Annotated in this window: 22 protein-coding genes; 6 read left to right on the top strand and 16 right to left on the bottom strand. The window is 67.8% G+C overall.

Going from position 1 to position 24185, the window contains the following annotated elements:
* The first annotated feature begins 107 nt into the window (after nucleotides 1-107).
* The 3 genes from cobT to VHB27_RS24165 are packed head-to-tail and all read left to right on the top strand — an operon-like array spanning nucleotide 108 to nucleotide 2887.
* Nucleotides 108-1985, top strand: coding sequence for a cobaltochelatase subunit CobT (gene cobT / locus VHB27_RS24175; RefSeq protein WP_325605472.1), 1878 nt, complete (start codon nucleotides 108-110; stop codon nucleotides 1983-1985).
* A gap of 39 nt (nucleotides 1986-2024) precedes the next feature.
* Nucleotides 2025-2450 (top strand): type II toxin-antitoxin system Xre/ParS family antitoxin, encoded by a 426-nt coding sequence (parS, locus tag VHB27_RS24170; protein WP_325605470.1) that lies wholly within the window; start codon nucleotides 2025-2027, stop codon nucleotides 2448-2450.
* A complete protein-coding gene (locus VHB27_RS24165) occupies nucleotides 2450-2887 on the top strand; it encodes an RES family NAD+ phosphorylase (RefSeq protein WP_325605467.1) in 438 nt (145 codons plus the stop codon). The genes parS and VHB27_RS24165 overlap by 1 nt, the downstream gene beginning before the upstream one ends.
* Nucleotides 2888-2921: 34 nt before the next feature.
* On the opposite strand, the gene VHB27_RS24160 is transcribed toward VHB27_RS24165, so the two are convergent.
* The 14 genes from VHB27_RS24160 to pyrH all read right to left on the bottom strand — a co-directional run bounded on the left by VHB27_RS24160 (nucleotide 2922) and on the right by pyrH (nucleotide 17821).
* Complete coding sequence (locus tag VHB27_RS24160) at nucleotides 2922-3668, bottom strand: alpha/beta fold hydrolase (RefSeq protein ID WP_325605465.1); 747 nt, start codon at nucleotides 3666-3668, stop codon at nucleotides 2922-2924.
* Nucleotides 3669-3712: 44 nt separating this feature from the next.
* Complete coding sequence (locus VHB27_RS24155; protein WP_325605462.1) at nucleotides 3713-4558, bottom strand: FAS1-like dehydratase domain-containing protein; 846 nt, start codon at nucleotides 4556-4558, stop codon at nucleotides 3713-3715.
* Nucleotides 4555-5913: a class-II fumarase/aspartase family protein gene (locus tag VHB27_RS24150; protein ID WP_325605459.1), complete on the bottom strand. Its 1359-nt coding sequence runs from the start codon at nucleotides 5911-5913 to the stop codon at nucleotides 4555-4557. The genes VHB27_RS24155 and VHB27_RS24150 overlap by 4 nt, the downstream gene beginning before the upstream one ends.
* A gap of 155 nt (nucleotides 5914-6068) precedes the next feature.
* Nucleotides 6069-6893 (bottom strand): acyl-ACP--UDP-N-acetylglucosamine O-acyltransferase, encoded by an 825-nt coding sequence (lpxA, locus tag VHB27_RS24145; RefSeq protein WP_325605457.1) that lies wholly within the window; start codon nucleotides 6891-6893, stop codon nucleotides 6069-6071.
* 135 nt (nucleotides 6894-7028) lie between these two features.
* A complete protein-coding gene (gene fabZ, locus VHB27_RS24140) occupies nucleotides 7029-7526 on the bottom strand; it encodes a 3-hydroxyacyl-ACP dehydratase FabZ (RefSeq protein WP_325605455.1) in 498 nt (165 codons plus the stop codon).
* A 4-nt stretch (nucleotides 7527-7530) separates the two neighbouring features.
* Nucleotides 7531-8604 (bottom strand): UDP-3-O-(3-hydroxymyristoyl)glucosamine N-acyltransferase, encoded by a 1074-nt coding sequence (gene lpxD / locus VHB27_RS24135; protein WP_325605453.1) that lies wholly within the window; start codon nucleotides 8602-8604, stop codon nucleotides 7531-7533.
* Nucleotides 8605-8658: 54 nt separating this feature from the next.
* On the bottom strand, nucleotides 8659-9525 hold the full coding sequence (locus tag VHB27_RS24130; protein WP_325605451.1) for an OmpH family outer membrane protein: 867 nt from the start codon (nucleotides 9523-9525) through the stop codon (nucleotides 8659-8661).
* A gap of 131 nt (nucleotides 9526-9656) precedes the next feature.
* Nucleotides 9657-12059, bottom strand: coding sequence for an outer membrane protein assembly factor BamA (gene bamA / locus VHB27_RS24125; protein WP_325605449.1), 2403 nt, complete (start codon nucleotides 12057-12059; stop codon nucleotides 9657-9659).
* A 289-nt stretch (nucleotides 12060-12348) separates the two neighbouring features.
* Nucleotides 12349-13461 (bottom strand): RIP metalloprotease RseP, encoded by a 1113-nt coding sequence (gene rseP, locus VHB27_RS24120; RefSeq protein ID WP_325605447.1) that lies wholly within the window; start codon nucleotides 13459-13461, stop codon nucleotides 12349-12351.
* A 43-nt stretch (nucleotides 13462-13504) separates the two neighbouring features.
* Nucleotides 13505-14716 carry a 1-deoxy-D-xylulose-5-phosphate reductoisomerase gene (locus VHB27_RS24115; RefSeq protein ID WP_325605445.1) on the bottom strand — a complete coding sequence of 404 codons (1212 nt, stop codon included), beginning with the start codon at nucleotides 14714-14716 and terminating at the stop codon, nucleotides 13505-13507.
* Nucleotides 14713-15528, bottom strand: a complete 816-nt coding sequence (locus VHB27_RS24110; RefSeq protein WP_325605443.1) for a phosphatidate cytidylyltransferase — start codon at nucleotides 15526-15528, stop codon at nucleotides 14713-14715. Before VHB27_RS24110 ends, VHB27_RS24115 begins: the two co-directional genes overlap by 4 nt.
* A 169-nt stretch (nucleotides 15529-15697) precedes the next feature.
* A complete protein-coding gene (gene uppS / locus VHB27_RS24105) occupies nucleotides 15698-16492 on the bottom strand; it encodes a polyprenyl diphosphate synthase (RefSeq protein ID WP_325605441.1) in 795 nt (264 codons plus the stop codon).
* A 19-nt stretch (nucleotides 16493-16511) separates the two neighbouring features.
* Entirely contained in the window at nucleotides 16512-17081 is a 570-nt protein-coding gene (frr, locus tag VHB27_RS24100; protein ID WP_325605439.1) for a ribosome recycling factor, read from the bottom strand.
* A 17-nt stretch (nucleotides 17082-17098) separates the two neighbouring features.
* Nucleotides 17099-17821 (bottom strand): UMP kinase, encoded by a 723-nt coding sequence (gene pyrH / locus VHB27_RS24095; protein WP_325605437.1) that lies wholly within the window; start codon nucleotides 17819-17821, stop codon nucleotides 17099-17101.
* A gap of 634 nt (nucleotides 17822-18455) precedes the next feature.
* Between pyrH and VHB27_RS24090 the strand changes: the two genes are divergently transcribed.
* From VHB27_RS24090 to VHB27_RS24080, 3 genes are all read left to right on the top strand, one after another.
* Nucleotides 18456-19634 (top strand): GNAT family N-acetyltransferase, encoded by a 1179-nt coding sequence (locus VHB27_RS24090; protein ID WP_325605432.1) that lies wholly within the window; start codon nucleotides 18456-18458, stop codon nucleotides 19632-19634.
* A 307-nt stretch (nucleotides 19635-19941) separates the two neighbouring features.
* Nucleotides 19942-20763, top strand: coding sequence for a glycosyltransferase family 2 protein (locus VHB27_RS24085; RefSeq protein ID WP_325605430.1), 822 nt, complete (start codon nucleotides 19942-19944; stop codon nucleotides 20761-20763).
* A 50-nt stretch (nucleotides 20764-20813) separates the two neighbouring features.
* Nucleotides 20814-22250 carry an oligosaccharide flippase family protein gene (locus tag VHB27_RS24080; protein WP_325605428.1) on the top strand — a complete coding sequence of 479 codons (1437 nt, stop codon included), beginning with the start codon at nucleotides 20814-20816 and terminating at the stop codon, nucleotides 22248-22250.
* 101 nt (nucleotides 22251-22351) lie between these two features.
* On the opposite strand, the gene tsf is transcribed toward VHB27_RS24080, so the two are convergent.
* Together tsf and rpsB are read right to left on the bottom strand one after the other, a co-directional pair.
* Nucleotides 22352-23260 (bottom strand): translation elongation factor Ts, encoded by a 909-nt coding sequence (gene tsf / locus VHB27_RS24075; RefSeq protein ID WP_325605426.1) that lies wholly within the window; start codon nucleotides 23258-23260, stop codon nucleotides 22352-22354.
* A 102-nt stretch (nucleotides 23261-23362) separates the two neighbouring features.
* Nucleotides 23363-24166, bottom strand: coding sequence for a 30S ribosomal protein S2 (gene rpsB, locus VHB27_RS24070; RefSeq protein ID WP_325605474.1), 804 nt, complete (start codon nucleotides 24164-24166; stop codon nucleotides 23363-23365).
* Nucleotides 24167-24185: the final 19 nt, after the last annotated feature.

The raw sequence follows: 24185 nt of genomic DNA, 5'->3' as shown, positions 1-24185 counted from the left end.
ATCCACGCCTGGCGGCGTGGGAACAGGGAAAGGCGTGGATGGCGGGCCTGCGCCCGCCACGACGGTGGGTCCGCGGTCGCGATCCACCATGACCAAGGGCACGCAGCATGAGCGGAACCAACAAAGACAACGCCCGCGCCGAGGAATTCAAGCGCGCCACGGCCGGCGTGCTGCGCGCGATCGCCGAGAACCCCGACGTCCAGGTCGCCTTCCAGCCCGGCCCCTCGGGCCTGACCGGCAAGCGCGCCCGCCTGCCGCTGCCTACCCGCGCCCTGCCCCCGGCCGAGATGGCCAAGCTGCGCGGCCAGTCCGACGCCATCGCGCTGCGCCTGCGCTACCACGACGACGCCGTCCACGCCGCCCGCATGCCCACCCGCCGGGAAGCCAAGGACGCCTATGACGCGCTGGAACAGGTCCGCGTCGAGGTCGTCGGCGCACGCCACATGCACGGCGTCAACGCCAACCTCCGCGCCAAGCTGACCGAGGAGTGCGAGGCCGAAGGCTACGACCGCATGACCCGCAAGGACCAGTTGCCGATCGACAAGGCACTGGCCCTGCTGACCCGCGAACGCATCTCCGGCGAGCAGGCGCCCGAACCGGCGCAGCGCATCCTGAACCTGTGGCGCGACTCGCTGGGGGAAAACGCCGACCAGGCCTTGACCGAGATGCTGGAGGCGCAGGACGACCAGAGCGCCTTCGCGCGCGCGTCGCGCAAGCTGCTGGCGGCGCTGGACCTGGCGGAAGCCGAGGTCGATGCCGAACCGGAAGACAACTCCGAAGACGGCGAGGACGGCGGCGAGCAGTCGGGATCGCAGGACAACTCCCAGGACGGCGAAGGTCAATCCGACTCCGAACAGGACTCCATGCTCGGCGCCCAGCCCGAAGAAATGGAGGGCGAAGCCGCCGACGACGACGGTTCGGAATCCGAGGAGGAAGCCGCCGTCGCCGAAGGCGACGACCGTCCCGGCGGCCCGCAGCCGCGGCGGGACCGGCCCAATCCGGACAACGACGCCGTCTATCGCGCCTATACCCGCCAGTTCGACGAGGAAGTCGACGCCGAGGAACTGTGCGACGCCGACGAGCTGACCCGGCTGCGCCAGCAGCTCGATCAGCAGTTGCAGCACCTGCAGGGCGTCATCTCGAAGCTCGCCAACCGGCTGCAGCGCCGCCTGCTGGCGCAGCAGACCCGGTCCTGGGAGTTCGACCTGGACGAAGGCCTGCTCGACGCCGGACGGCTGTCGCGCGTCGTCGTCAACCCGATGCAGGCGCTGTCCTACAAGCGCGAACTGGATATGGAATTCCGCGACACGGTGGTGACGCTGTTGATCGACAACTCGGGCTCGATGCGCGGGCGGCCGATCACGGTGGCGGCGATGTGCGGCGACATCCTGGCCCGCACGCTGGAACGCTGCGCGGTGAAGGTGGAGGTGCTGGGCTTCACCACCCGCGCCTGGAAGGGCGGCCAGTCCCGCGAGAAATGGGTGCAGGACGGCAAGCCGCGCAATCCGGGGCGGCTCAACGACCTGCGCCACATCGTCTACAAGGCCGCCGACGCGCCGTGGCGCCGCGCGCGCAAGAACCTGGGCCTGATGCTGCGCGAGGGCCTGCTGAAGGAAAACATCGACGGCGAGGCGCTGCTGTGGGCCTATCGCCGCCTGCTGGTGCGCCCCGAACACCGCCGCATCCTGATGGTGATCAGCGACGGCGCCCCGGTCGATGATTCCACGCTGTCGGTGAACCCGGGCAATTACCTGGAGAAACACCTGCGCGAGGTGATCCGCGACATCGAGAACCGCGAGCAGGTCGAGCTGATCGCCATCGGCATCGGCCACGACGTCACCCGCTATTACCGGCGTGCCGTCACCATCGTCGACGCCGAGGAATTGGGCGGCACGATGATGAAGAAGCTGACCGAGCTGTTCGATGAGGACATGGACGCCGCCTGGGTGCGCGCGGCCGGAGAGCGGGCGCCCGCCATCATCTGACGCTTGACGCTGGCGCGGTTCGGGGCCATATGCACGCTTATGACAAGCATATGGCCCTTCGACGAGGACGACCGCCCCCGCCACACGGAAATGCGGGAAGCGTCGGTCGGCCTTCTGGAGCCGGTCCGGCACGGGCTGCCGCTGCGGGTCGTCGACGACACGCTGTCCTCGGGCCGGCTTTCGGCCGTTGAACTCGATCGGCTCGTGCTTCCCCGCAAGACGCTGGCGCATCGGCGGACCCTGGGCAACCTGACGCCGGAACAGTCGGACCGGCTGATGCGCGTCATCCGCATCATCGACGAAGCCGAGGCCACGTTCGGCGACAAGGCCAAGGCCCATGCCTGGATCCGGCTGCCGTCCAAGCTGCTGGACGGCGAAGCGCCGCTGGATCGCCTCGACACCGATATCGGCACCCGCCAGGTCGAGGCCATCCTGGGCCGCATCGCGCACGGCATCGCCGCCTGATGCTGGCTTGGCGGCTATGCCGCCGGCCGCACGCGGACCTGTCCGGAGAGGGCGCCCGAACCTATGGCGGCCGCTGGAACAGCCCGGGCCGGCCGGTGGTTTACCTGGCGGAACATCCGGCCCTGGCGGCGTTGGAGGTGCGGGTTCACCTCGACCTGCCGTTCGAACTTCTGCCCGCGGACTACGTCTTGATGGGCGTTTCGGTGCCGGACGCCTTGATCGGCACGGTCCGGCCGGCCGGCAATACCGTCAGGACCGGCGATGCCTGGCTGGCCAAAAGGGAGGAAGCCGCGCTGCGCGTGCCCTCCATCCTGATGCCGCATGCGTTCAACATCCTGCTCAACCCGCGCCACCGGACGGCGGAACGCGTGCGGATCGCGTCGGTCGAAGCGTTCCACTTCGACCCGCGGCTCTGGCAGCCGCGCGGGCACGAGTGATGCCGGCGGCGCTGCCTCATTCGCGCCGTCCGCCTCAGGCGGCGTGCCGGCGCAGGAAGTCCACCACCCGGTCCCGCTGCTGGTCCAGGTAGTCGGGGCCGCGCCAGTTCGTCAGCACCTCGACCCCCGGCAGCAGTTCCGCCAGTTCCTTGCTCGTCGCCGCCGGATGCGGGACGTCCGTGCCGGGCAGCAGCATGGTCGGTACCGGACAGTTGCGAACGAAATCACGTTCGACGCTGAACACGAAATCCCCTCGCCACATGTTACGACCGAAACCACTCAGCGCCGCTCGGTCCCGTTCAGGCCGAGCGGCGCATTGTTCTTCGGTCCATTCGGCGTGGGCGTGGGGGAAGTAATGGGGATGTTCCGGATGGCGACCGATCGGGTTCTGTAACACGGCGGCGACGACCCGCCGCGGCGCCATCTCGATCGCCTTGAGGCAGAAGCTGCCGCCGATGCAGCCGCCCAGCGTGGCGAAGCGGTCGAAGCCCAGATGGTCCATCAGCGCCAGGTGATCGGCGCCGTAGGTGTGCCAGCCATGGTCCGCCCTGATGTCCGCGACCGATTGCCCGGCGTTGCGCTGGTCCATCGCGATGGCGGCGAACCCGGCCTCGGGCAGCGCGCGCGTCCAGTCGACCCATGGACGAGCGGGACCGTCCGGCGGCGATGGCCACATGGCCATGCGGGACCGCAGGCCGCCTGGCGCGAAGAGCAGGACGGGAAAACCCTGCCCGTGGACCTCGTACTGAATTGTCCCGTCAGGACGCTGCAACGTTGGCATGACGCGTTCCTCCCCCAGTTGGTTTTATCGGAAACGGGATTCGTTCAGAACCCCGCCTCCGCTTCCATCGCAAGGTGTCCCGACGGATTGCGCGCCCACAACGCCGCCTTGTCCCCCTCCTGCACGCCATGCACCGAGAACGGTGCGATATCGAACAGCGGGCCGACTGCCTTGAACCGGAACGTTTTGACCGGCCGGTCGGTGTTCCGGCGCAGCAGGTCCATCAAAAGCGTGGCGATCAGCGGGCCATGCACGATCAGGCCCGGATAGCCTTCGACCTCGGTCACGTAGCGACGGTCGTAGTGGATGCGATGGCTGTTGAACGTCAGCGCGGAGTAGCGGAACAGCATCGGATCGGACGGCACGATCTCACGCGTCCACACACCGTCCGTCCGCACCGGCTTGCCGGCAGCGGGCGCCTCGCCCGGCTGCGGGTTGTCGCGGTAGACGATGTCGTGCTCCTCCTCCAGCGCCAGTCCGTCGGGGCCGGAGACGGCGTGCTTCACCAGCACGAAGCACAGCGCGCCGTTGCGGCCCTGCTTGATCGTCACATCCGAAACGACCGAGATGCGGCTGATCGGCTGGTCCACGCGCAGCGGCTGGTGGAACTTGAAGCGGCCGCCGGCCCACATGCGCCGCGGCAGCGGCACGGGCGGCAGGAACCCGCCGCGCGCCGGATGCCCGTCCGGCCCCAGCAGCGACTGCCGCGCGGTCGGCAGGAAATAGAGCCAGTGCCAGAGCGGCGGCAGGGCATCCCCCGCCTGGGGCGGCGGATCGTCGCGGTCCAGCGTCGCCGACAGCGCCGCGACCGGGAACCGCGTCACCTGGTCTTCCAGCACCTCCTGCTTGCCGATCCAGCTTCGCAGATGGTCGACATCCAGTTCCGTCATCCTCGCAACTCCTTCGCCTTGTGCCGAGCGCGCGCGGCGCCGTCGCGCGCCATGTCGGCACAGAGGCCGGTATAGGCCGTCGGGTCAAGCAGGCTTTGGATCTGCGCCGGCGTCATATGCGCGGTCACCCGCGGATCGGCCGCCAACAGGTCGCCGAAGGAACGGTTCTGCACGAACGCCTCCTGCGCCGCGTCATACACCGCGTCATGCGCATGCTGCCGCCCGATCGCGGCGCCGAGGTCCAGCATCACCGCCTCCGCCATGATCAGCCCGCCGCCAAGGTCGAGGTTCGCCCGCATCCGCGCGGGATCGAGGCGCAGGCCGCGGATCACCTCCAGCAGCCGCGCCAGCATGTCGCCGGTGGCGATGCAGGCGCGGGACTCGGCGGTGTCCATCATCAGGCTGGTGGTGCGGTCGGCCTCGTGCTCCGTCATCATCGCCTCCAGCGCCAGCGGGACCTGCGACCGGACCTCGGCGGCGGCGGCGATGATGTCCTGGCACAGCTTGGGATTGCGCTTCTGCGGCATGGTGGAGCTGCCGACGGTGCCAGGCGGGACGGGTTCCTCGACCTCCCCGAACTCGGTCTTCATCAGCGTGTAGATCTCCCGGCCGATCTTGCCGCCGGTGGCGGCGAGCAGGCCCAGCAGAGTGACGTTCTCTCCAAGGTGATCGCCGATCGCGCGGGACGGCACGGTCATCGACCCGAAGCCAAGCCGGCGTCCGATCCCCTGCTGCACCAGCGGACCGTTCCTGCCCAGCGAGGCATAGGTGCCGGCGCCGCCCCCCAGCATGGCGACGAACAACCGGGGCGCGGCGGCCTGGAAGCGGTCGGCATGGCGGATCAGCTCATCGATCCAGACCGCGACCTTGTAGCCGAAGGTCGCCGGCACGGCATGCTGGCCGTGGGTCCGGCCGGGGATCGGCATGTCCGCCGACCGCTCCGCCAGGTCGGCCATCGCCGCCAGGATGTCCGCGACCAGCCCGAGGAACGCGCGATGGGCCTGCCGCAGCACCAGCAGGTCGCCGGTCTGGGTGATGTTCTGCGTCGTGGCGCCCCAATGCACCCAGCCGCCATGCGGGTCGCCCACGACGCGGGAGAGTTCCCAGACCAGCGGCACGATCGTATGGCCGGTGCGGGCGAAGCCTTCGTCGATGCGCGCCCTGTCCAGCTTCGGCAACTGCGCCGCCGCGGCGATCGCCTCGGCCGCCGCCGCCGGGACGATCCCCAGCTCGGCCTGCGCCTGGGCCAGCGCGACCTCGACGTCGAGCCAGGCCTGCCAGCGGTTTTCCAGGCGGTACAGCGCGCGGATGCCAGGGTCCTGGACGCGCGTGGCGGTTGGCAGGGTGTCGCTCATATTGTGGCCTCGACGGTTTCCTCGGTGCGGAGGATCGCAGGGGCGCGGGTTCGGAGCAACCTGGGGGGACGGCCTGCCCCGCGCCATGACCAGGCTCCCTGACCGGGCTGGCCCGGGCAGGGAGCCCGGTCATGGCGGGACGGGGAAAGGCTTTCCTAATCCGCCCGGATCAGGCCCCGGTGGCTGGGCGCGTCGATGAACGCCAGCACTTCCGCCACCAGCGGATCGTTCCCGAAGCGGGCCCGCGTCGCCTCCAGCCGCTGCGCGAACACACCTTCCTTCCCGAACAGCGAGCGGAAGGCGATGTGCAGCCTTTGGATCTGCGACTTGGTGAAGCCGCGCCGTTTCAGGCCGATCACGTTCAGGGCCGCCAGGCGGGCGCGGTTGCCGATGACGCTGCCGAAGGGGATGACATCCGCCTCGACGCCCGAGACGCCGCCGATCATCGCTGCGCGGCCGATCCGGACGAACTGGTGGATCGCCGCCGCACCGCCGATGACGGCGTAGTCGTCGATGGTGACATGGCCGCCCATCACCGCGTTGTTGGCGACGATGACGTTGCTGCCGAGTTGGCAGTCATGCGCGACGTGGACGACGGCCATCAGCATGCAGTCGTTGCCGACGCGGGTGACGCCCAGGCCCGTCGCGGTGCCGCGATGGATGGTGCAGTGCTCCCGCACCAGGGTGCGGGCGCCGATCTCACACCGTGTCGGCTCGCCTTTGTATTTCAGGTCCTGCGGCGCCATCCCCACGGTGCAGAAGGGGAACAACTGGGCATTTTCGCCGATCCGCGTATGGCCTTCGACCACCACGTGCGAAATCAGCTTCGCACCGGCTTCGATGACGACGTTGGGACCGACCGTGCAGAACGGGCCTACCTCGACACCGGGGCCGAGTTCCGCGCCGTGGGCGACGATCGCAGTCGGGTGGATGCTCGTGCGATCAAGCAAATCAAGGCCGCGCTCCGTCATCAGGTCCATTCAGTGCAGGTTCCGATTCATGGATTGTCTACAGCCCGATCAGGGCCAAACTATGGACATGCGGTAACACGACCAATTCAATCATTGTTGCCCGATGTGTCGGGGCCTTGACCGTCCCGACGGGCATGCGGTTCGTCAAAGCGGCTCCGCCCGGTCCATGATCATCGCGGCATAGGTCGCTTCCGCGACGGAAACATCGTTCACCTTGGCGATCGCATGGAATTTCCAGACGTTCCCGCGGTTCCGCTCCTTCACGCAATGGATGCGCAACTGATCGCCCGGAACCACGGGACGGCGGAATTTCGCGTTCTCGATCGACATGAAATAGACCACCTTGCCCGCGGCGTCGGGTCCCAGCGTCTCTACCACCAGCACCGCCGCCGTCTGCGCCATGCTTTCGATGATCAGCACGCCCGGCATCACCGGATGGTTGGGGAAATGGCCGGCGAAGAACGACTCATTGACCGAAACGTTCTTCACCCCGATCGCCGAGGTGTTCAACCGCAGGTCCACGACCCGGTCGAGCAGCAGGAACGGATATCGATGCGGGATGTCGTGCATGATCCGCTGGATGTCGACCAGTTCGACGACTTGCGTCGAACCTTCACTGCCCTGTTTTACCGCCTGGTCCATCGCTTCAATCCGTATCGCCGCTGTTCCTGGAGCGTTTCCCCTCGGCCCGGGCGAGACGCCGCAGGGTGGCGAGTTCCTTGAAGAACGCCTTTGCCGGTTGTGCCGGCGCCCCCACGACCTCGGTCCGCGGGGGGACGTCGCCCATGACCCCTGCCTTCGCCCCGACCCGGCTTCCCGTGCCGATCCGCAAATGGCCCACCAATCCCGCCTGCCCCGCGATGATCACGTGATCCTCCAGCACCGTGGACCCGGACACGCCGCATTGCGCGACCAGGACACAGGCTTTGCCGATGCGCACGTTGTGGCCGATCATCACAAGATTGTCGATCCGGGTCCCCGCGCCGATCCGCGTGTCGTCCAGCGCGCCCCGGTCGACCGTGGAGTTGGCGCCGATCTCGACATCGTTCTCGATGACCACGCGGCCAAGCTGCGGGACGGTGTGGAACCCGTCCGGCGTCATCGCGAAACCGAACCCGTCCTGGCCCACCCGCGCGCCGGGATAGAGGTAGACGCGATCCCCGACCAGCGCGTGCGATATCGAGGCGTGCGACCCGATGCGGACGTCCCGCCCCAGCACGACGCCCGCGCCGACCGAGGCCAGGGCCCCGATCCGCGTGCGCGCGCCGACCACCGCCTTTGCCCCGATCACGCAGAGCGGACCGATCTCGGCGGACGGATCGACCTCGGCCGTCGGATCGACCACCGCCGAGGGATGGATTCCCGCGACAGCCGGCGGCAACGGGTGGAACAACGCGGCCACGTGCGCCCAGGCCACGAGCGGGTCGCCCGCCACGATCGCGACGGTTTCAGCGGGGACCTTGTCCGCCATGTCCGGATGCACGATGACCGCGCCGGCGGTGGTCTCGGCCAGGGCCGGCAGGTTCTTCCGGTTGTTCAGGCAGAACGAGACCTCGGACGCCGCCGCCGTGGCCAGGGGCGCCACGCCGTGCAGCATGAGGCGGCGCGACGGCGCCTCTCCGCCCGCGGCGTCGACCACGGCCGCCAGGGTGAACGGCCCGGCGCGGCGGAAGAAGCGCGGATCGCCGGGCTGCGGTGCGATGTCGTTCTCCGGCCCCATCGAGCATCTCCCGTCACGGACAGATGATCGGCGGGCCCCAGGCCCGCGTCACGGTCAGTGTTTCTGCGGCGTCTTCGCCGCCGGTTTCGCCGCCGGCGCTTCCTTGGCCGCCGTCTTGTTGGCGGTCTCGGGCTTCGCCATCGTCAGCGGCGACACGCCATCCGGCGGCACGACGACGGACGGCAGCACTTTGTTCAGCACCTCGGCCACCGCCGGCGTCAGGTCGAAATCCGCCGTCGTGCCCAAGATCTGCGCCCGGTTCAGCACCAGGTTGATGCCGCGGGACAACGCCACCTGCTGCGCCACCTGTTCCATCGTGCGGTTGAGCTGCGCCATCACGTATTGGCCAGCCTCCTGGATGATCCGGTTCCGCTCGCCGAAGCGGCGCTGCGCCTCGGTCGCGCGGTCGGTGATCTCCCGCTCTTTCGCGCGGATCTGTTCCGGGCTGAGCTTCGAGCGCTCTGCGGCGAAGTTCTGGCCAAGCTCGCGCAGGGCGTTCTGCTCTTTCTGCGCATCCTCGTTCAGCTTCTGCGCCCGGGCGTTCAATTCCTTGTAAGCGGCCTGATAGGCAGTGGAGACACGCAGGACATCGGGCACGGACAGGATGCCGATGATCGCGGCGGGGGTGGCCGAACCCTTGGGAATCGGCGGGATCTCGGGCGCGGGCGGCAGTTGCATCTGCACTTGCGGGGCCGTGCCGCCGGCTTCGGGGTTGACGCCCGGCAGGTCCACCGGCCCGCCCAGCCCGGCCGGCGGTTCGGGCACGGCCGCGGGCGAAGGCACGGAGCGTGTCGACGGACGGGGGGCGGTCTGCGGCTTCGCTTGGCCGGGCACGAACCACTGGCTGGTCTGGTTCTGCGCGTGCGCCGGTCCGGCCAGCAGCGGCCCCAGCGCCAGGGCCGCCCCCAGGAAGCCGCTCAAAGCCCGCTTCGGCAGGCCTCCCTTGGGCGCCCCATGGGGCAAAAGCCCGCGTCCGGTGCGGGATGGGGCGACCGCGGAGGCGGTCGCGGATCGGGACAGATCGTTGCGCGCGTGTGCGAAGGGAAGAACCACTAGAACCTCGTTCCAAATCCAAATCGGAATATCTGCGTCTGGTCATGGCTCTGTTTGATCACAAACGGAGTCAGGTCGACGTTTATCAGCCCGAAGGCGGTGCGCCACGAAATACCCACGCCGGCGCCGACGCGCGGCGCGGACGACGCGGCGATCTCGCATTTGACGCCGTTTGCGGAGCATTCCGACGTGTTGCGGAAATTCGCCTCCGTCAGCGCGCCCACGTCGACGAAGGCGCGTCCGGTCAGCCCCAGGTCGGGCGAGACCGGCAGCGGGTAGCGCAGTTCCGTGCTCTGCGTCCACAGGAACCGGCCGCCGAGGGGGTCGCCGGTGATGGCGTCGTGCGGGCCGGCGCCGCCGGTTTCGAAGCCGCGCAGGTTGTCGCCGCCCAGGAAGAAGCGGTCGATGATCTCCTCGCGCCCGCCCGACAGCAGGTTCATGTAGCCGACGCTGCCGCTGAGCTTGATGCCCCAGGCGTCATTGTTGAAGAGCCTGTCGAGCGGAATGTAATAGGCGCCGGTCAGGTTGTTGCGCACGAAGCGGGCGTCGCCGCCCAGGCCCGCGAAATCCGTGCCCCACTCGACGACGTAGCCTTTGTGCGGGAACAGCCGGCTGTCGCGGTAATCCAGCGTCAGCACCTGGCTGATCTGCGACAGCACCGTGGTGCCGGCCTCATTGATGATGAACGGGCTGGCGTCGCTCTCGATGTCGTAAACATCGCGATTGACCAGCGAGTAGCTCCAGACCTGGCGCAGGTGCTCGTTGAAGTCGTACCCCATGCGCAAGGCAAAGCCGGCGCGCCGCTCGTCATACGGTTCGGTGCCGAGGAAGTTCGTCTGGATCAGGAAGGCGTCGACGCCGGCGACCAGGTTGCGGTCCAGGAAGTAGGGATCGGTGATCGATGCGTTGACCGAGCTGCGCTTCTGCGCCAGCACGCCGTTGATGCTGGCGGCGATGCCGGTGCCGACCAGGTTGCGTTCGGACAGGCCGATATCCAGCAGCGCGCCGGCGTCGGTGGAGTAGCCGCCGCCGAACGAGAGCTCGCCGGTCGCCTTCTCGGTGATGTTGGTGGTCAGGATCGCCTTGTCGGGCGCCGACCCCGGCGTGGTGTTGATGTCGACGGTCTGGAAGTAGCCGAGGTCGGTCAGCCGCGACTTGGTGCGGCGGACCGCTTCGGCGCTGTACGGGTCGCCTTCGGCCAGGCGGAACTCGCGCCGGATGACCTTGTCCTCGGTGCGCTGGTTGCCAACGATATTGATCCGCTCAACATAGACGCGCGGCCCCTCGCCGATGTCGAAGGTGAGGTTGATGATGTGCTTGACCGGATCGCGATCGACCCGCGGCTTCACCTCGACGAAGGCATAGCCCTTGTTGTGGACGGCTTCTTCCAGCGCATCGGCGGTGCGGCCGACCGCGTCGCCGTCATACCAGTCGCCGGCCGACAGTTGCAGCAGGTCCTGCAGCGAGTTCGGATCGAGGTTCCGAAGCTGCGAGCTGATCGACACCTTGCCGACGCGGTAGCGCTCGCCTTCCGACACGGTGAACGACAGGAAGAACCCTTTCCGGTCCGGCGACAGTTCGGCGCTGGCGTCGGTGACCTCGATGTCGGCGTAGCCGTTCTTCAGGTAGAAGCGGCGCAGCAGCTCCTTGTCGTAGGCCAGGCGCTCCGGCTCGAACTCGTCGCTGCTGGACAGGAAGCGCCACCAGCGGGATTCGCGGCTGCTGATGACTTCCGTCAGCCGGTCCTCGCTGAACGCCTTGTTGCCGTTGATGACGATCTTGCTGATCAGCGTCTCCGACCCGTCGGAGATCTGGAACACGACGTCGACGCGGTTTTCCGGCAGGCGGATGATCTTGGGATCGACCGAGGCGTCGTAATAGCCGTGATGGGCGTAGAGGGTAAGGATGTGCTGGCGGTCGGCCTCGGCCAGCGCGGAGGTGAACACGGCGCGCGGGCGAAGCTGCAGGTCGGTGCGCAACTGGGCGTCCGTCAGCTTGTGGTTCCCTTCGAAGGCCACCCGGTTGACGATGGGGTTCTCGACCACGCGCACCACCAGCGTGTCGCCCTGCCGGCCAAGGCGGACGTCCTGGAACAGGCCGGTGGCGTAGAGGGTCTTCAGGCTGCGGTCGATCCGGTCGGGATCAAACGCGTCGCCCGGCCGCACCAGCAGGTAGGACCGGATCGTGCCGGCCTCGATGCGCTGGTTTCCCTCCACCTGGATGTCGGCGATGGTCCCGCCGGACGGGGCCTGGGTCCGGACCGGCGCGGCACGGGGGGCGGCAACCGGGTGCGACCCGCCCGGCGGGGCCGTGGGCTGCGCCACGACCGGACCGGCGGCGAACAGGAGGAGCACGGGGAGCAGACACGCGGCAAGCCGCCGCGTGGCACGGTACGTCGACAACAGGCTGGTCCCCCCATGACGCGAACGTGTCGAAAAAGCAGGCTTCGACAGAGAGTGCAGAAAAACAGACGCCGCACCATAGCGATGCGGGCCGGTCGATGCTAGAGGCGGAAATGGCCTCGGCGCGCTTCAGGCGGCAGCCTGTAGCATACTGATTCAAAAAGATATATAGCAGGTGGTGCGACGTCGCGCCAACGCGGTGGCCGCGACTCGGGAACACGATCGGCGTCATGGGGCAGGACAACCCCCATGGCCATCGCGACAGGCCCTGGAGAGGGTTCGGCCGGCGCTATCCGATCAGCCCGAAGACCCAGCGGAACAGGCCCAGATGGCTCAGGTCGTTCCAGGTCGAGAACACGAACAGCCCCGCCAGCAGCGCCATTCCGGCCCGGAACCCGTATTCCAGCGCGCGCTGCGGCAGCGGGCGGCCGCGGATCGCCTCGGCCAGGTAGAACAGCAGGTGGCCGCCATCCAGCACCGGGATCGGGAACAGGTTGATCAGCCCGAGATTGACCGACAGCACGGCGATGAAGGTGATCAGGCTGGCGACGCCCAGCTCCGCCACCTGGCCCGACAACTGGGCGATGCGCAGCGGGCCGCCCAGTTCGTCGGTGCCGCGCGTGCCGGTGACGATCTGCTTCAGTCCGACCAGCGTGTCGCTGGTGACGGTCCAGGTCTGGGTCACGCCGCCCCACAGCGCCTGGACCGGGTTGATGCGGGCATATTCGACCACGCCGCCGCGGACGCCGATGACGCCGATCGTACGGCCGCCCGCCTGGTGGGCCTGCGGCGTGATCTTCAGCGACAGGTCGGCGCCGTCGCGCTGGACGGTGATCGGCAGCATGTGGTCGGGGTTCGCCATCACCACGCGCTGCAGCGCCTCGAACGTGGTGATCGGCTTGCCGTCGATCGACACGATGCGGTCATGCGCCTTCAGCCCCGCCTGCTCCGCCGCGCTGGCGGGCAGCACGTCGCCCACGACCGGCCGCATGATGGGCTTGCCGAACGCCAGGAACAGGCCGGCGAACACCACCATCGCCAACAGGAAATTGGCGGCCGGGCCGGCCGCGACGATGATCGCCCGCGACAGCACCGATTTCTCCTGGAACGTCTCGCCGGGGATCCAGGACCGGCGGACGGCGTCCGGCACATCCTCGGGCCGCTCCTGGCCGTGCATCTTCACGTAGCCGCCCAGCGGCAGCCAGGCCAGCTTCCACACCGTGCCGTGCTTGTCCGTCCAGGACGTCAGCGCCCGGCCGAATCCGATCGAGAACGTCTCGACCCGCACGCCCCGCCAGCGCGCGGCGAGGTAGTGGCCAAGCTCGTGGACGAATACCAGGACCCCCAGCACCACGGCGAAGGCGATGAGGGTTCGGAACAGATCCGGAATAGCGGTGAGCACGAACAGGACCTTCAGAGCATGGGGAGGTTGGGTGGCGGGACGTTCACGCGACTCGTGCCGGCATCAGGGCATGGGCGGAGCGGCGGGCCGCGCTGTCGAGGGCAAGCACATCATCCAGGTTAGCGACCGTCGGGTTACCAATGTCTTTCAGAACGCGTTCAACCAGGTCAGCAATGTCCAGGAAGCCGATCCGCTTCGCCAGGAACGCTTCGACGGCGACCTCGTTGGCGGCGTTGAGGATAGTGGGAGCGCCGCCACCCGCTTGCAAGGCTTCCCGCGCCAGCCGCAGGGCCGGGAACCGCTGCGTGTCCGGGGCGCCGAACTCCAGCCGCGCGACCTGCGCCAGGTCCAGCCGGGGCGAGGCGGTGGCGATCCGCTCCGGCCAGGCGAGCGTATGCGCGATCGGGATGCGCATGTCGGGCGAACCGAGCTGGGAGAGCACCGAACCGTCCTGGTAGCAGACCATGCCGTGGATGACGGATTGCGGGTGGACCAGGACCTCGATCTGGTCTTCCCGCAGGTCGAACAGGCGGGCGGCCTCGATCACCTCCAGGCCCTTGTTCATCAGGGTCGCCGAGTCGATGCTGATCTTGGCGCCCATCGACCAGACCGGGTGGCGCAGCGCGGCTTCCGGCGTGGCGGCACGCATCTGCTCGATGCTGGCGGTGCGGAACGGGCCGCCGGAGGCGGTCAGGATGATCTTCTCGATGGCGCCGCGATTGCCGTCGGCCATCGACTGGAAGATCGCGTTGTGCTCCGAATCGACCGGCAGCAGCGTGGCGCCCGCATCGCGCACCGCGCGCAGCATGACGTCGCCGGCGCAGACCAGGGCTTCCTTGTTCGCCAGCGCCACGCTCTTGCCGCGGCGCACGGCGGCGAGCGTCGCGGCCAAGCCGGCGGCGCCGGTGATCGCCGCCATGGTCCAGTCCGCCGGACGGGCGGCGGCTTCCACCACCGCGGCGGGGCCGGCGGCGGCCTCGATCCCCGTGCCGGCCAGGGCGTCGCGCAGCGCGTCGTAGTGCTGGGGATCGGAGACGACGGCGCATTTCGCCGACAGCATGATCGCCTGCTGCGCCAGCAGCGCGACGTTCCGGCCCGCCACCAGCGCCTCCACCCGGAACCGCTCGGGATCGGCGGCCAGCAGCTCGATGGTCTGGGTCCCGACGCTGCCGGTGGAGCCGAGAACGGTGACCGATCGCAGGGAACCGGACGAAGCCGCGACCGATGCCGCGGCGTAAGGGTGCGGGACATTCATCGCCAGATGACTACACCACGACCCAGGATTAGCGCCAGTAGCGCCGCGAAGGGGGCGGCGGCGACCAGCGCGTCCAGCCGATCCAGCACGCCGCCATGGCCGGGGATCAGCCGCCCCGAGTCCTTGACGCCGAAATGCCGCTTCAGCCCGCTCTCGAACAGATCGCCCGCCTGCGCGACGCAGCCGGTCAGCCCGGCGAGCAGCACCGCGCGCAGCGGCGCCTGCGGCCCCAAGGCCAGGCAGGCGGCCAGGCCCACCGCCATTGCCGCGACGAGTCCGCCGACCGCGCCCGACACCGTCTTCCCCGGCGAGATCGCCGGCGCCAGCTTCCGGCCCCCCACCGCGCGGCCGACCATATAGGCGCCGATATCGCTGGCCCAGACGATCAGCAGCAGCACGACCACGTTGGCCTCGCCCGGATCGGCAAGCCGGAGCCAGACCAGGCCGACGCAGCCCAGCCCGAGATAGGGGACGCCGAACGGCGCCAGCGGGTCGGCGCCGGCCGCGCGGGCGAAAGGCAAGGCGGCAGCGAAACCCAGCAGCAGGACCACCAATGCCAGGAGCGCCGCGTTGGCCTCCATGGCGACGACCGCGAGGGGGAGCGCGGTGAACACCGCGAGCGACAGGGCCGACAGGCGCCAGCGGCAGAGCGTCAGCCACTCATAGGCCAGCGCGATGGAAACCAGGGCCACGAGTTCGGCGAACCAGACCCCACCCGCCCAGATGCAGCCGAGGGCGATGGGGATGAGGACGGCGGAGGACGCCACGCGCAGGCGCAGGTCGCCCCACCGGCCGGGGGTGGGCCGGGTCACGGGTCCTCCGCAGGGTCCAGAAGGCGTCCGCCATGGCCGGGCCTGGTCCGGCCACCCGTGACCTTGACGCTCCCGGCCCCGCCTGGCCGTGACACCGAGAGAGTGGCGGCGGTCATGGTGCAGAAGGGCGCGATGCAGGAAGGACCGCCGGGCCGGTCCATGGCCGCGTTCACCCTGCCCGAGCGCCGAAGCGGCGTTCGCGGCGGGCGTATTCGGCGAGGGCGGCGTCGAAATGCGTGGCGTCGAAATCCGGCCACAGCACGTCGAGGAACACGAACTCGGCATAGGCCGCCTGCCAGAGCAGGAAATTCGACAGCCGCTGCTCGCCCGAGGTGCGGATGATCAGGTCCGGATCGGGCGTGTCGTGGGTGGTCAGGAACCCGGCGAACCGGTCCTCGGTCAGGTCCTCGGGCTTCAGGGTCCCGTCCTGGACGGCGGCGATCGCGGCGCGGGCGGCGGCGGCGATCTCGGCGCGCGCGCCATAGGACAGGGCGATCGTGAGGTTCAGGCGGGTGTTGGTACGGGTATCGGCCTCGGCCTTCGCGAGGTCGCGCTGGATGTCGGGGTCGAACCGGTCGCGTTCGCCGATGAAGCGCAGGCGGACCCCGCTCTCCTTCAGTTCGGCGATCTCGGTCTGCAGGTAGCGCCGCAGCAGGCCGGTGAGGTCGATGATCTCGCCGGCGGGGCGGCGCCAGTTCTCGCTGCTGAAGGCGTAGATGGTCAGCCAGGAGACGCCGGCGCGGATCGCCGCCTCGATCGTGCGGCGGACGGCACGGGCGCCTTCCCGGTGGCCGGCGATGCGCGGCAGGCCGCGGGCGGAGGCCCAGCGGCCGTTGCCGTCCATGATGATGGCGACATGCGTCGCGGCCGCGCCGCCTCGCGATCGGTCGAAGGCGGGAACCGCCGATGTTGCGAGCGAAACCACGTGGCCATCGGCCACGGCCGCCTTGGAAATGACCGGCATCCTGCGTCCCTGACCCGCCTCAGACCTGCTTGATGTCTTTTTCCTTTTCAGCGAGCGCCTCGTCCACCTTTTTGATGAACTGGTCGGTCAGTTTTTGCACCTCCTCGCTCCAGTTCTTGGCCAGGTCCTCGCCGATCTCGTGCTTCTTCTCGTGCGCCTTGACATGCTCCATCCCGTCGCGGCGCACCGCTCGGACCGATACCTTGGCGCCTTCGGCGTATTTCGCGGCCATCTTGGCCAGCTCGTTGCGCCGTTCGGTCGTGAGCTGGGGGATCGGCACGCGCACCAGCATGCCGTCGGCGGCGGGGTTCAGGCCGAGACCGGAGTCGCGGATCGCCTTCTCCACGGCCGAGACCATGGACTTGTCCCAGACCTGCACGGTCAGCATGCGCGGTTCGGGGCTGCCGACGGTGCCGACCTGGTTCAGCGGCATCTCGGTCCCGTAGGCGATGACCTTGACCGGTTCCAGCAGGGCCGGATGGGCGCGGCCGGTGCGCAGGCCGGCGAACTCGCGCTTGAGCGTCTCCAGCGCGCCGTCCATCCGGCGGGTGAGGTCCTGTTTCAGTGCGTTCAGGTCGGCTGTGGCCATGGCGGCGCCTCCCTCCTCTACGGTTCGATGATCTTGGTGAAGACGCCTTGGCCGCGCATGACCTGGGCGAATGCGCCGGGGGCGTGGATGTTGAAGACGATGATGGGCAGGTGGTTCTCCCGCGCGAGGCTGATGGCGGCGGCGTCCATGACGCCGAGGTCGTTGGCGAGGACGTCGAGGTAGGTCAGCTGCTCATAGCGGATCGCGCCTTCGACCTTCCTGGGGTCGGCCGAGTAGACGCCGTCGACCTGGGTGCCTTTCAGCAGCGCGTCGCATTTCATCTCGGCGGCCCGCAGGGCGGCGGCGGTGTCGGTGGTGAAGAACGGGTTGCCGGTCCCGGCGGCGAAGATCACCACCCGTCCCTTCTCCATGTGGCGTTCGGCGCGGCGGCGGATATAGGGCTCGCAGACCGAGGACATGGGGATGGCGGACTGAACGCGCGTGGGAACCCCCACTTTTTCAAGCGCCGATTGCATGCCGAGCGCGTTCATGACGGTGGCGAGCATGCCCATGTAGTCGGCCTGGGCACGGTCCATGCCGGCGGCGGCGCCGGAGACGCCGCGGAAGATGTTGCCGCCCCCGATCACGACGCAGACCTCCACGCCCATGGCGACGACGTCCTTGATGTCGGTGGCGATGGCCTGGACCATGCCGGTATCCAGGCCATAGTCGCGCCGGCCCATCAGGGCCTCGCCCGAGAGCTTGAGCAGGACGCGCTTGTAAACGGCCGGGTTGGTCATGGCGATCACGCGGGGCAGTTTCGGACGGGGCGCACCCTAGTGTTCAAGCGGGTCGGGAACAAGCGGCGTCTGGGGCGGCGCCGCCTCCGGCCCTTCCGGGGCGACTGGGCGTCGCGTCCGGCGTCATCGGGGGCCGGCGGCGACGGTGTGTTTCGAGCGGCGCCGCAACCGTGACGAGTGGAACGCGGCAACCGCGTTTGATGTGGCGGCAATCGCCGATACGCGGGTGGCACGCGGGCCGCCCTTCATGTCGCCGCCGGCTGTGATTCCCTCGTGAATTAACGGATCGTTCATGGAACGATTGGGCAATCGTGGCGATCGGCTGCCGTCGCCGGCCATATGATTCGCCGGAATGGACGATATAATCGGGGACGAACGCGGATCCGGCCACAGCCATTCCGGGAGAGACGCAAGGGTGTCCCGGAAATGCATGGCGGACGCTCATAAACTTGTGGACCGCGCGACTGGGTTCGTGCGACACGTCAGTAACGGGTAGTAACAATGTTACAGATTTGTCGTGCATCAACTTTGGACGGCGGAGCTCGAAACAATTGCTAGTCCGTTTTGACATTGACAGCTTCGAGATCTGTTTTTGTCTTTTGTCAAATTCTTAAGCCAACCGGAACTTTTGGCCGTGGATTGCCTCACTCCCTACAGAAACGTCTTGCTGGTCGAACGGGTCAAAAACCCTGGCGACTGGTCTGCTCTTTTGTCCGAGTGGGAGGTGCTGGACCAGGCCACCTATCCGCGTTCCCCTTTCACGTCGCCGGGATGGTTCGAGCTTTGGTGGAAGCATCTCCGGCGGAACGGCCTGTTGTTCCGGGACCGTTTCTTCGGCCATGTCGTACGCGACGCGGATGGCCGCCTGGTGGCGATCGCGCCGCTGATGCGGACGGTTTATCCGGGAACGGGCCTGCCGATTCTGCGCATCGTGCAATTCTTCGGGACCGATCCAAGCCTGACGGAATTCCGCGGGGTCATCTGCCGGCCGGAAGACCACCGCGCGGTGGTCGAGGCGCTGGCGGAGCATTTCCAGCGCCATGCCCATGAATGGGATGTGTTCCGCTGGAACGGGCTGCGGGAACCCGAAGACGACTACAGGCTGCCGCCGGGCTGCGACGGCTTCTCCCACCGGCGCGACATCCCCGACTACATCATGGACCTGCCGGACAGCTTCGAGCAGATCCGCGCCAGCGTTTCGTCGAACATGCGGAAGAACCTCCGCAAGGCCTATGAGTTTCTGGAGCGCGACCGGATTCGGTTCACCTTCACGGTGATTGAAAACCCGAGCGACAATCAATCGGCGATAGACGCGTTCCTGGCCTTGCATGCGGCGCGGTCCGATGCCGCCGACATGATCATGCATCCGAACAAGTTCACCAACCCGACGACACGCGCCTTCCTGTTCGATTATCTGCGCGTCCGCACGGCGGCCGGCGAGCCGCTGTTCTTCCAGGTCGAGATCGACGGAAAAGTGGTCGCCAGTCGCCTGGCCTTCCTCTTGAACACAGACCTCTATCTGTACTTCGCCGGTTACGATCCGACGTGGCGCGACTACAGCATCATGACCGTGCTCAGCGCCGAGGTCATGAAATGGGCGATCGGCCGCGGCCTGCGGCGGCTCAACCTTTCGACGGGAACGGACCAGTCGAAAACACGCTGGAAGCCGACCGAGATCGTGCTGCGCGACGCGGTGCAGATCTCCCCGACGCTGCGCGCCAAGTTCGCGCACCAGGTTTTCCGCGTCTACGAGGAATGGTCGAATAAAAGAGACCAAAGATACAAGATTGATGCATCCGGACCGCGATCTTGATTGACTTTTCGGGCGAAATTCGGGAGTCTGCCGCTGGCCATGCCGACAGTCCGCATGGCGTTTCCGCAATTGTTGGTTGCATCCATGACATTAGCGCCGGCTAGGTCCCGACTCGCAGGGCAGCAGGGACGGCTGCGATCATGATCGCGCCTGGCCCCAAGCTGCTGGTCGTCGACGCCTTTGCGCCGCAGACGCGCTGCGTCCCCCTGAAGCGCGGCCGCGTGGAACGGATGGCCGGCCAGCATCGGCGACACGACCGAGGCATTGCCTCAACCCCCGAATCCCTGGTTCCCGCGCCCGATCCCGCATGCCCGACTTTTCCGTTGTAATCCCCACGTTTCGCCGACCCAAGCAACTGCCTGAGGCGTTGGCGAGCGCACTCGGACAGGCCGGCGTGGACCTGGAGGTTTTCGTCATCGACGACTGCCCCGACGGGTCTGCGCAGGACATCGTCGCGGGGCTGGCGGACGATCGCGTCACCTATATCCGCAATCCGCGTCCGACCGGCGGCTTCCCTAGTATCGTCCGTAACTTGGCGATCCCGCGACTGACCGGCGCCTATGTGCATTTCCTCGATGACGACGACATCGTACCGGAAGGCCACTACGCCGCGGCGAAGCAGGAGTTCGAGCGTATGCCCCGGACCGGCCTGCTGTTCGGGCGGGTCGAGCCGTTCGGCGACGGGCCGCCGGAGCAGTTGGAGCATGAGCGGCAGTATTTCGCCGCCGCCGCGCGCAACGCGGCCCGCTGCGCCCGTTTCGGGCGGCGTCTGCCGTTCGCCGGCTGGATGCTGTTCGGGTCCGCCCTGCTGGTGTGCAGCGCCGGCCTGGTCAGACGCGAATGCGTCACCGGCGTCGGCGGATTCAGCGAGGACATGAGCCTTTGGGAAGACACCGAGTTCTTCTGCCGCGTCGCTCGACGCTTCGGCGCGACGTTCGTCGACCGCGTCACGCTGAAGTACCGGATCGGCAGCCCATCCCTGATGCATGCCCCTGATCCAACGCCGGAACAGCGGGCGGCCGAACGGGACTGCGCGCATCGCATGTGGGCACATTACCGGCGGCTTTACGGCATGGCGGAATTCATGACGCTCGCGGCATTGACCCGAGGGGTCCTGCGATACCTCTAGCCAGCAGCGCTGGTCGCGGCGGACGTAAAAGTATAGTCAAGGAAATCCTCTTGTTCCGGTCCCTTTCTTTGTCGCCGCTCGCCTGGGTCACGACTGAGAAGGTCACGCAACAGGTCTTGTGGCTTGGCCTGTTCGCGATCCTCGCGCCCCTGCTGGGGCCGAGCGCCTACGGCGAATTCTCGGTCGTGATGGTGTTCGTCGGATTTTGCGACTATGTCCTGGGCCAAGGATCGACCGAGGCCTTGCTGATCGTGGACGACCTCGATCCGCCGGAAATGGCCACGGCGAATACCGCGACGTGCGGCCTCGCGGTCGTCATCGGAATCGCGCTGGCGATCATGGCGCCGTTTCTTGCCTGGTCGTTCCATGATCCGAGCCTGCAATACCTGACCTGGGCGCTGATCCCGCTTCCCATCCTGACGTTGCTGGGGTCGGTGCCTTCCGCGCTGATGCGGCGGGAGGAGCGGTACAAGGAGTTCGCGATCCGCTCGATCGTCGGCCTGACGCTGGGCGGGCTGCTGGGGATCGGGGTCGCGCTGGCAGGTTTCGGGGTCTGGGCGCTGGCGGTGCAGGTGCTGGCGCAGCGTCTGGCGGAGACCGTGATCTCCTGGATGGCGATCCCGCATCCGCTGCGCTTCGGCTGGTCGAGCCGGCTGTTCAAAGCCCAGCGCGAGCCGTTCCTGAACATCTGTTCGGCGCGCGTGATGATGTTTTCCAACACGCAGCTTCCGCGCCTGATCCTGGGCTATCTGCTTGGTTCGACCGAGCTTGGCTTGTACGTGCTGGGCACGCGGCTTTTGGACGTCGTGCAGAACAGCGTGATCTTTACGCGCACGACGGTCGGGCGCATCGACTTGCGCACGCCTCATCCCAAGTCGGAGGAATTCAAGCGGCTCTTCGTCGACATGGTCGCCGACGTCGCCCTGGTGGCATTCCCCGTCCTGTTGGGGGCGGCGGTGCTGATGCCGGAGCTGATGCAGCTCTGGCTGTCGCCGTCATGGCAGGAAGGGACCCTGGCGGTGCAGCTGGTGATGTTGTCCGGCGTGCCGATGGTGCCGCTTTTCTGCCTGGACGCCGGTTATCTCGGCGCCAAGATGGTGCCCGAGTTCCGGACGATGGCGATCGTCCAGACGCTCACGACGCTGCTGGCGGTGACCGCGGCCGCGCCATTCGGGCTGAATGCGGTCTGCCTGGCGCTGGCGATCCGGCCCTGGCTGCTGATCCCTTATTTCCTGCGCGTGTTCCAGCGGTATTGCGGCATGCCGGCGATGACGGGCGTCATGCCCATGCTTCAGCCGCTGCTGGGCGCGCTGCTGATGATGGCGATCGTCGCCTTGCCCATCCTGCGGCCCGAATGGCTCAACGAGAAGCTGGATTTCGTTCTGCTGGTCGCGACCGGCGTGGTTGTCTACACCGCTTATTCCTATCAGTTCTCGCGCGACCGGCTGCTGGGATTCCTGACGGGGATGTTCCACCACAAGGCATGAAATAAGGCGGGGCATGAAATAAGGCGGGGCATGAAAAAGGCCGAGGCATGAAAAAAGGCCGGGCGACGCGTTGCCCGGCCTTTTTCCGCGTCGCGCCCGGATCAGACGCCGGCGGTGGCGGCGACCTCGGCGGCGAAGTCTTCCTTGGGCTTCTCGATGCCTTCGCCCAGGGCGAAGCGCTCGAACCCGACCAGCGTGGCGCCGGCCTTCTTCACCACGGCGCGGACGCGGCTTTCGCCGTCATGCACCCAGACCTGCTCCAGCAGCACCACTTCCTCGTAGTATTTGCGGATGCGGCCTTCGACCATCTTCTCCAGGATGTTCTCGGGCTTGCCGGAGGCGCGGGCCTGCTCGATCAGCACCGCCTTCTCGCGGGCCAGCGCCTCGGGGGAGACGCTGTCGACGTCCAGCGCGTCGGGACGCGCGGCGGCGACGTGCATGCCGACCTGGCGGCCCAGGGTTTCCAGCGCGCCGATCTCGCCGTCGCCCTCGACGGCGACGAGGACGCCGATCTTGCCGACGCCCGGACGCAGCGACTGGTGCATATAGGTGGCGACGACGCCCTTCTTGACCGACAGCACCTTGGCGCGGCGGAGGTTCATGTTCTCCCCGATCGTGGCGACCATCTGGGTCAGTTCCTCGGCGACGGTGCGGCCGGTGCCGGGATAGGCGGCGGCCTTCAGCGTCTCGATGTCGTCGCCGACCTGCAGCGCGATCTTGGCGACCGTCTCGACGAAGGTCTGGAACGCCTCGTTGCGGGCGACGAAGTCGGTTTCGGCGTTGATCTCCACCATCGCGGCCTTGTTGGGGGCGGAGGCGACGGCGACCAGGCCTTCGGCGGCGATGCGGCCGGACTTCTTGGCGGCGGCCGAGAGGCCTTTCTTGCGCAGCCAGTCGATCGCGGCTTCCAGGTCGCCGTTCGCCTCGGTCAGCGCCTTCTTGCAGTCCATCATGCCCGCGCCGGTCTTCTCGCGCAGGTCTTTCACCAGGGCAGCCGTGATTTCAGCCATGTTCGTCTCCTGACAGCAGCCGGCGGCGATAGCCTGCCGCCGGTGTCGCGCGGTGTCCCGCGCGCTCTTGTGACAACTCGCGATGTCCGCCTTGGGACACCGTCAGTCGGCGTTGGCGGCTTCCTGGGCGGCCTCGGCGTCCGCTTCGGCTTCTGCCTCGGCGAGCGCTTCCGGGGGGAGTTCCTCCTGCGCGCCGATATCGATGCCGGTGGTGGCCATTTCAGCGCTGATGCCGTCCAGCACCGCGCCGGCGACCAGGTCGCAGTACAGCGTGATGGCGCGGATCGCGTCGTCGTTGCCGGGGATCGGGTAGGTCACGCCGGTGGGGTCGGAGTTGCTGTCGAGCACCGCGACGACCGGGATGTGCAGCTTGTTCGCTTCCTCGACCGCCAGCTTTTCCTTGTTGGTGTCGATGATGAACAGGATGTCCGGCAGGCCGCCCATGTCCTTGATGCCGCCCAGGGCGCGTTCCAGCTTGTCCTTGTCGCGGGTGCGATCGAGGATTTCCTTCTTGGTCAGGCCCTGGGTGTCGCCGGACAGCAGATCCTCGATCTGGCGGAGGCGCTTGATGGAGCCGGTGATGGTCTTCCAGTTGGTCAGCGTGCCGCCGAGCCAGCGGTGGTTGATGTAGTACTGGCCGCAGCGCTTGGCGGCGTCGGCGACGTGTTCCGCGGCGGCGCGCTTGGTGCCGACGAACAGCACGCGCCCGCCGGCGGCGGTCACGTCACGGATGGCCCGCAGCGCGCGGTCCAGCATGGGGACGGTCTGCTGGAGGTCGATGATGTGGACCTGGTTGCGGGTGCCGTAGAGGAACGGCGCCATCCGCGGGTTCCAGCGGCGGGTGTGGTGGCCGAAGTGAACGCCAGCTTCGAGAAGCTGACGCATGGAGAAATCTGGCATCGCCATGGGCGTGCGTGTCCTTTCC

Origin of the sequence: Rhodopila sp. (genome assembly GCF_035548235.1) — a bacterium.
Taxonomy (GTDB): domain Bacteria; phylum Pseudomonadota; class Alphaproteobacteria; order Acetobacterales; family Acetobacteraceae; genus Rhodopila.
This window is presented reverse-complemented; position numbering and strand designations above follow the sequence as displayed.

Bases quoted from the DNA above. Each gene is read 5' to 3' on its own strand.
- cobT (WP_325605472.1), top strand. From the start codon at position 108: ATGAGCGGAACCAACAAAGACAACGCCCGCGCCGAGGAATTCAAGCGC.
- parS (WP_325605470.1), top strand. From the start codon at position 2,025: ATGACAAGCATATGGCCCTTCGACGAGGACGACCGCCCCCGCCACACG.
- VHB27_RS24165 (WP_325605467.1), top strand. From the start codon at position 2,450: ATGCTGGCTTGGCGGCTATGCCGCCGGCCGCACGCGGACCTGTCCGGA.
- VHB27_RS24160 (WP_325605465.1), bottom strand. From the start codon at position 3,668: ATGCCAACGTTGCAGCGTCCTGACGGGACAATTCAGTACGAGGTCCAC.
- VHB27_RS24155 (WP_325605462.1), bottom strand. From the start codon at position 4,558: ATGACGGAACTGGATGTCGACCATCTGCGAAGCTGGATCGGCAAGCAG.
- VHB27_RS24150 (WP_325605459.1), bottom strand. From the start codon at position 5,913: ATGAGCGACACCCTGCCAACCGCCACGCGCGTCCAGGACCCTGGCATC.
- lpxA (WP_325605457.1), bottom strand. From the start codon at position 6,893: ATGGACCTGATGACGGAGCGCGGCCTTGATTTGCTTGATCGCACGAGC.
- fabZ (WP_325605455.1), bottom strand. From the start codon at position 7,526: ATGGACCAGGCGGTAAAACAGGGCAGTGAAGGTTCGACGCAAGTCGTC.
- lpxD (WP_325605453.1), bottom strand. From the start codon at position 8,604: ATGGGGCCGGAGAACGACATCGCACCGCAGCCCGGCGATCCGCGCTTC.
- VHB27_RS24115 (WP_325605445.1), bottom strand. From the start codon at position 14,716: ATGAATGTCCCGCACCCTTACGCCGCGGCATCGGTCGCGGCTTCGTCC.
- uppS (WP_325605441.1), bottom strand. From the start codon at position 16,492: ATGCCGGTCATTTCCAAGGCGGCCGTGGCCGATGGCCACGTGGTTTCG.
- frr (WP_325605439.1), bottom strand. From the start codon at position 17,081: ATGGCCACAGCCGACCTGAACGCACTGAAACAGGACCTCACCCGCCGG.
- pyrH (WP_325605437.1), bottom strand. From the start codon at position 17,821: ATGACCAACCCGGCCGTTTACAAGCGCGTCCTGCTCAAGCTCTCGGGC.
- VHB27_RS24085 (WP_325605430.1), top strand. From the start codon at position 19,942: ATGCCCGACTTTTCCGTTGTAATCCCCACGTTTCGCCGACCCAAGCAA.
- tsf (WP_325605426.1), bottom strand. From the start codon at position 23,260: ATGGCTGAAATCACGGCTGCCCTGGTGAAAGACCTGCGCGAGAAGACC.
- rpsB (WP_325605474.1), bottom strand. From the start codon at position 24,166: ATGGCGATGCCAGATTTCTCCATGCGTCAGCTTCTCGAAGCTGGCGTT.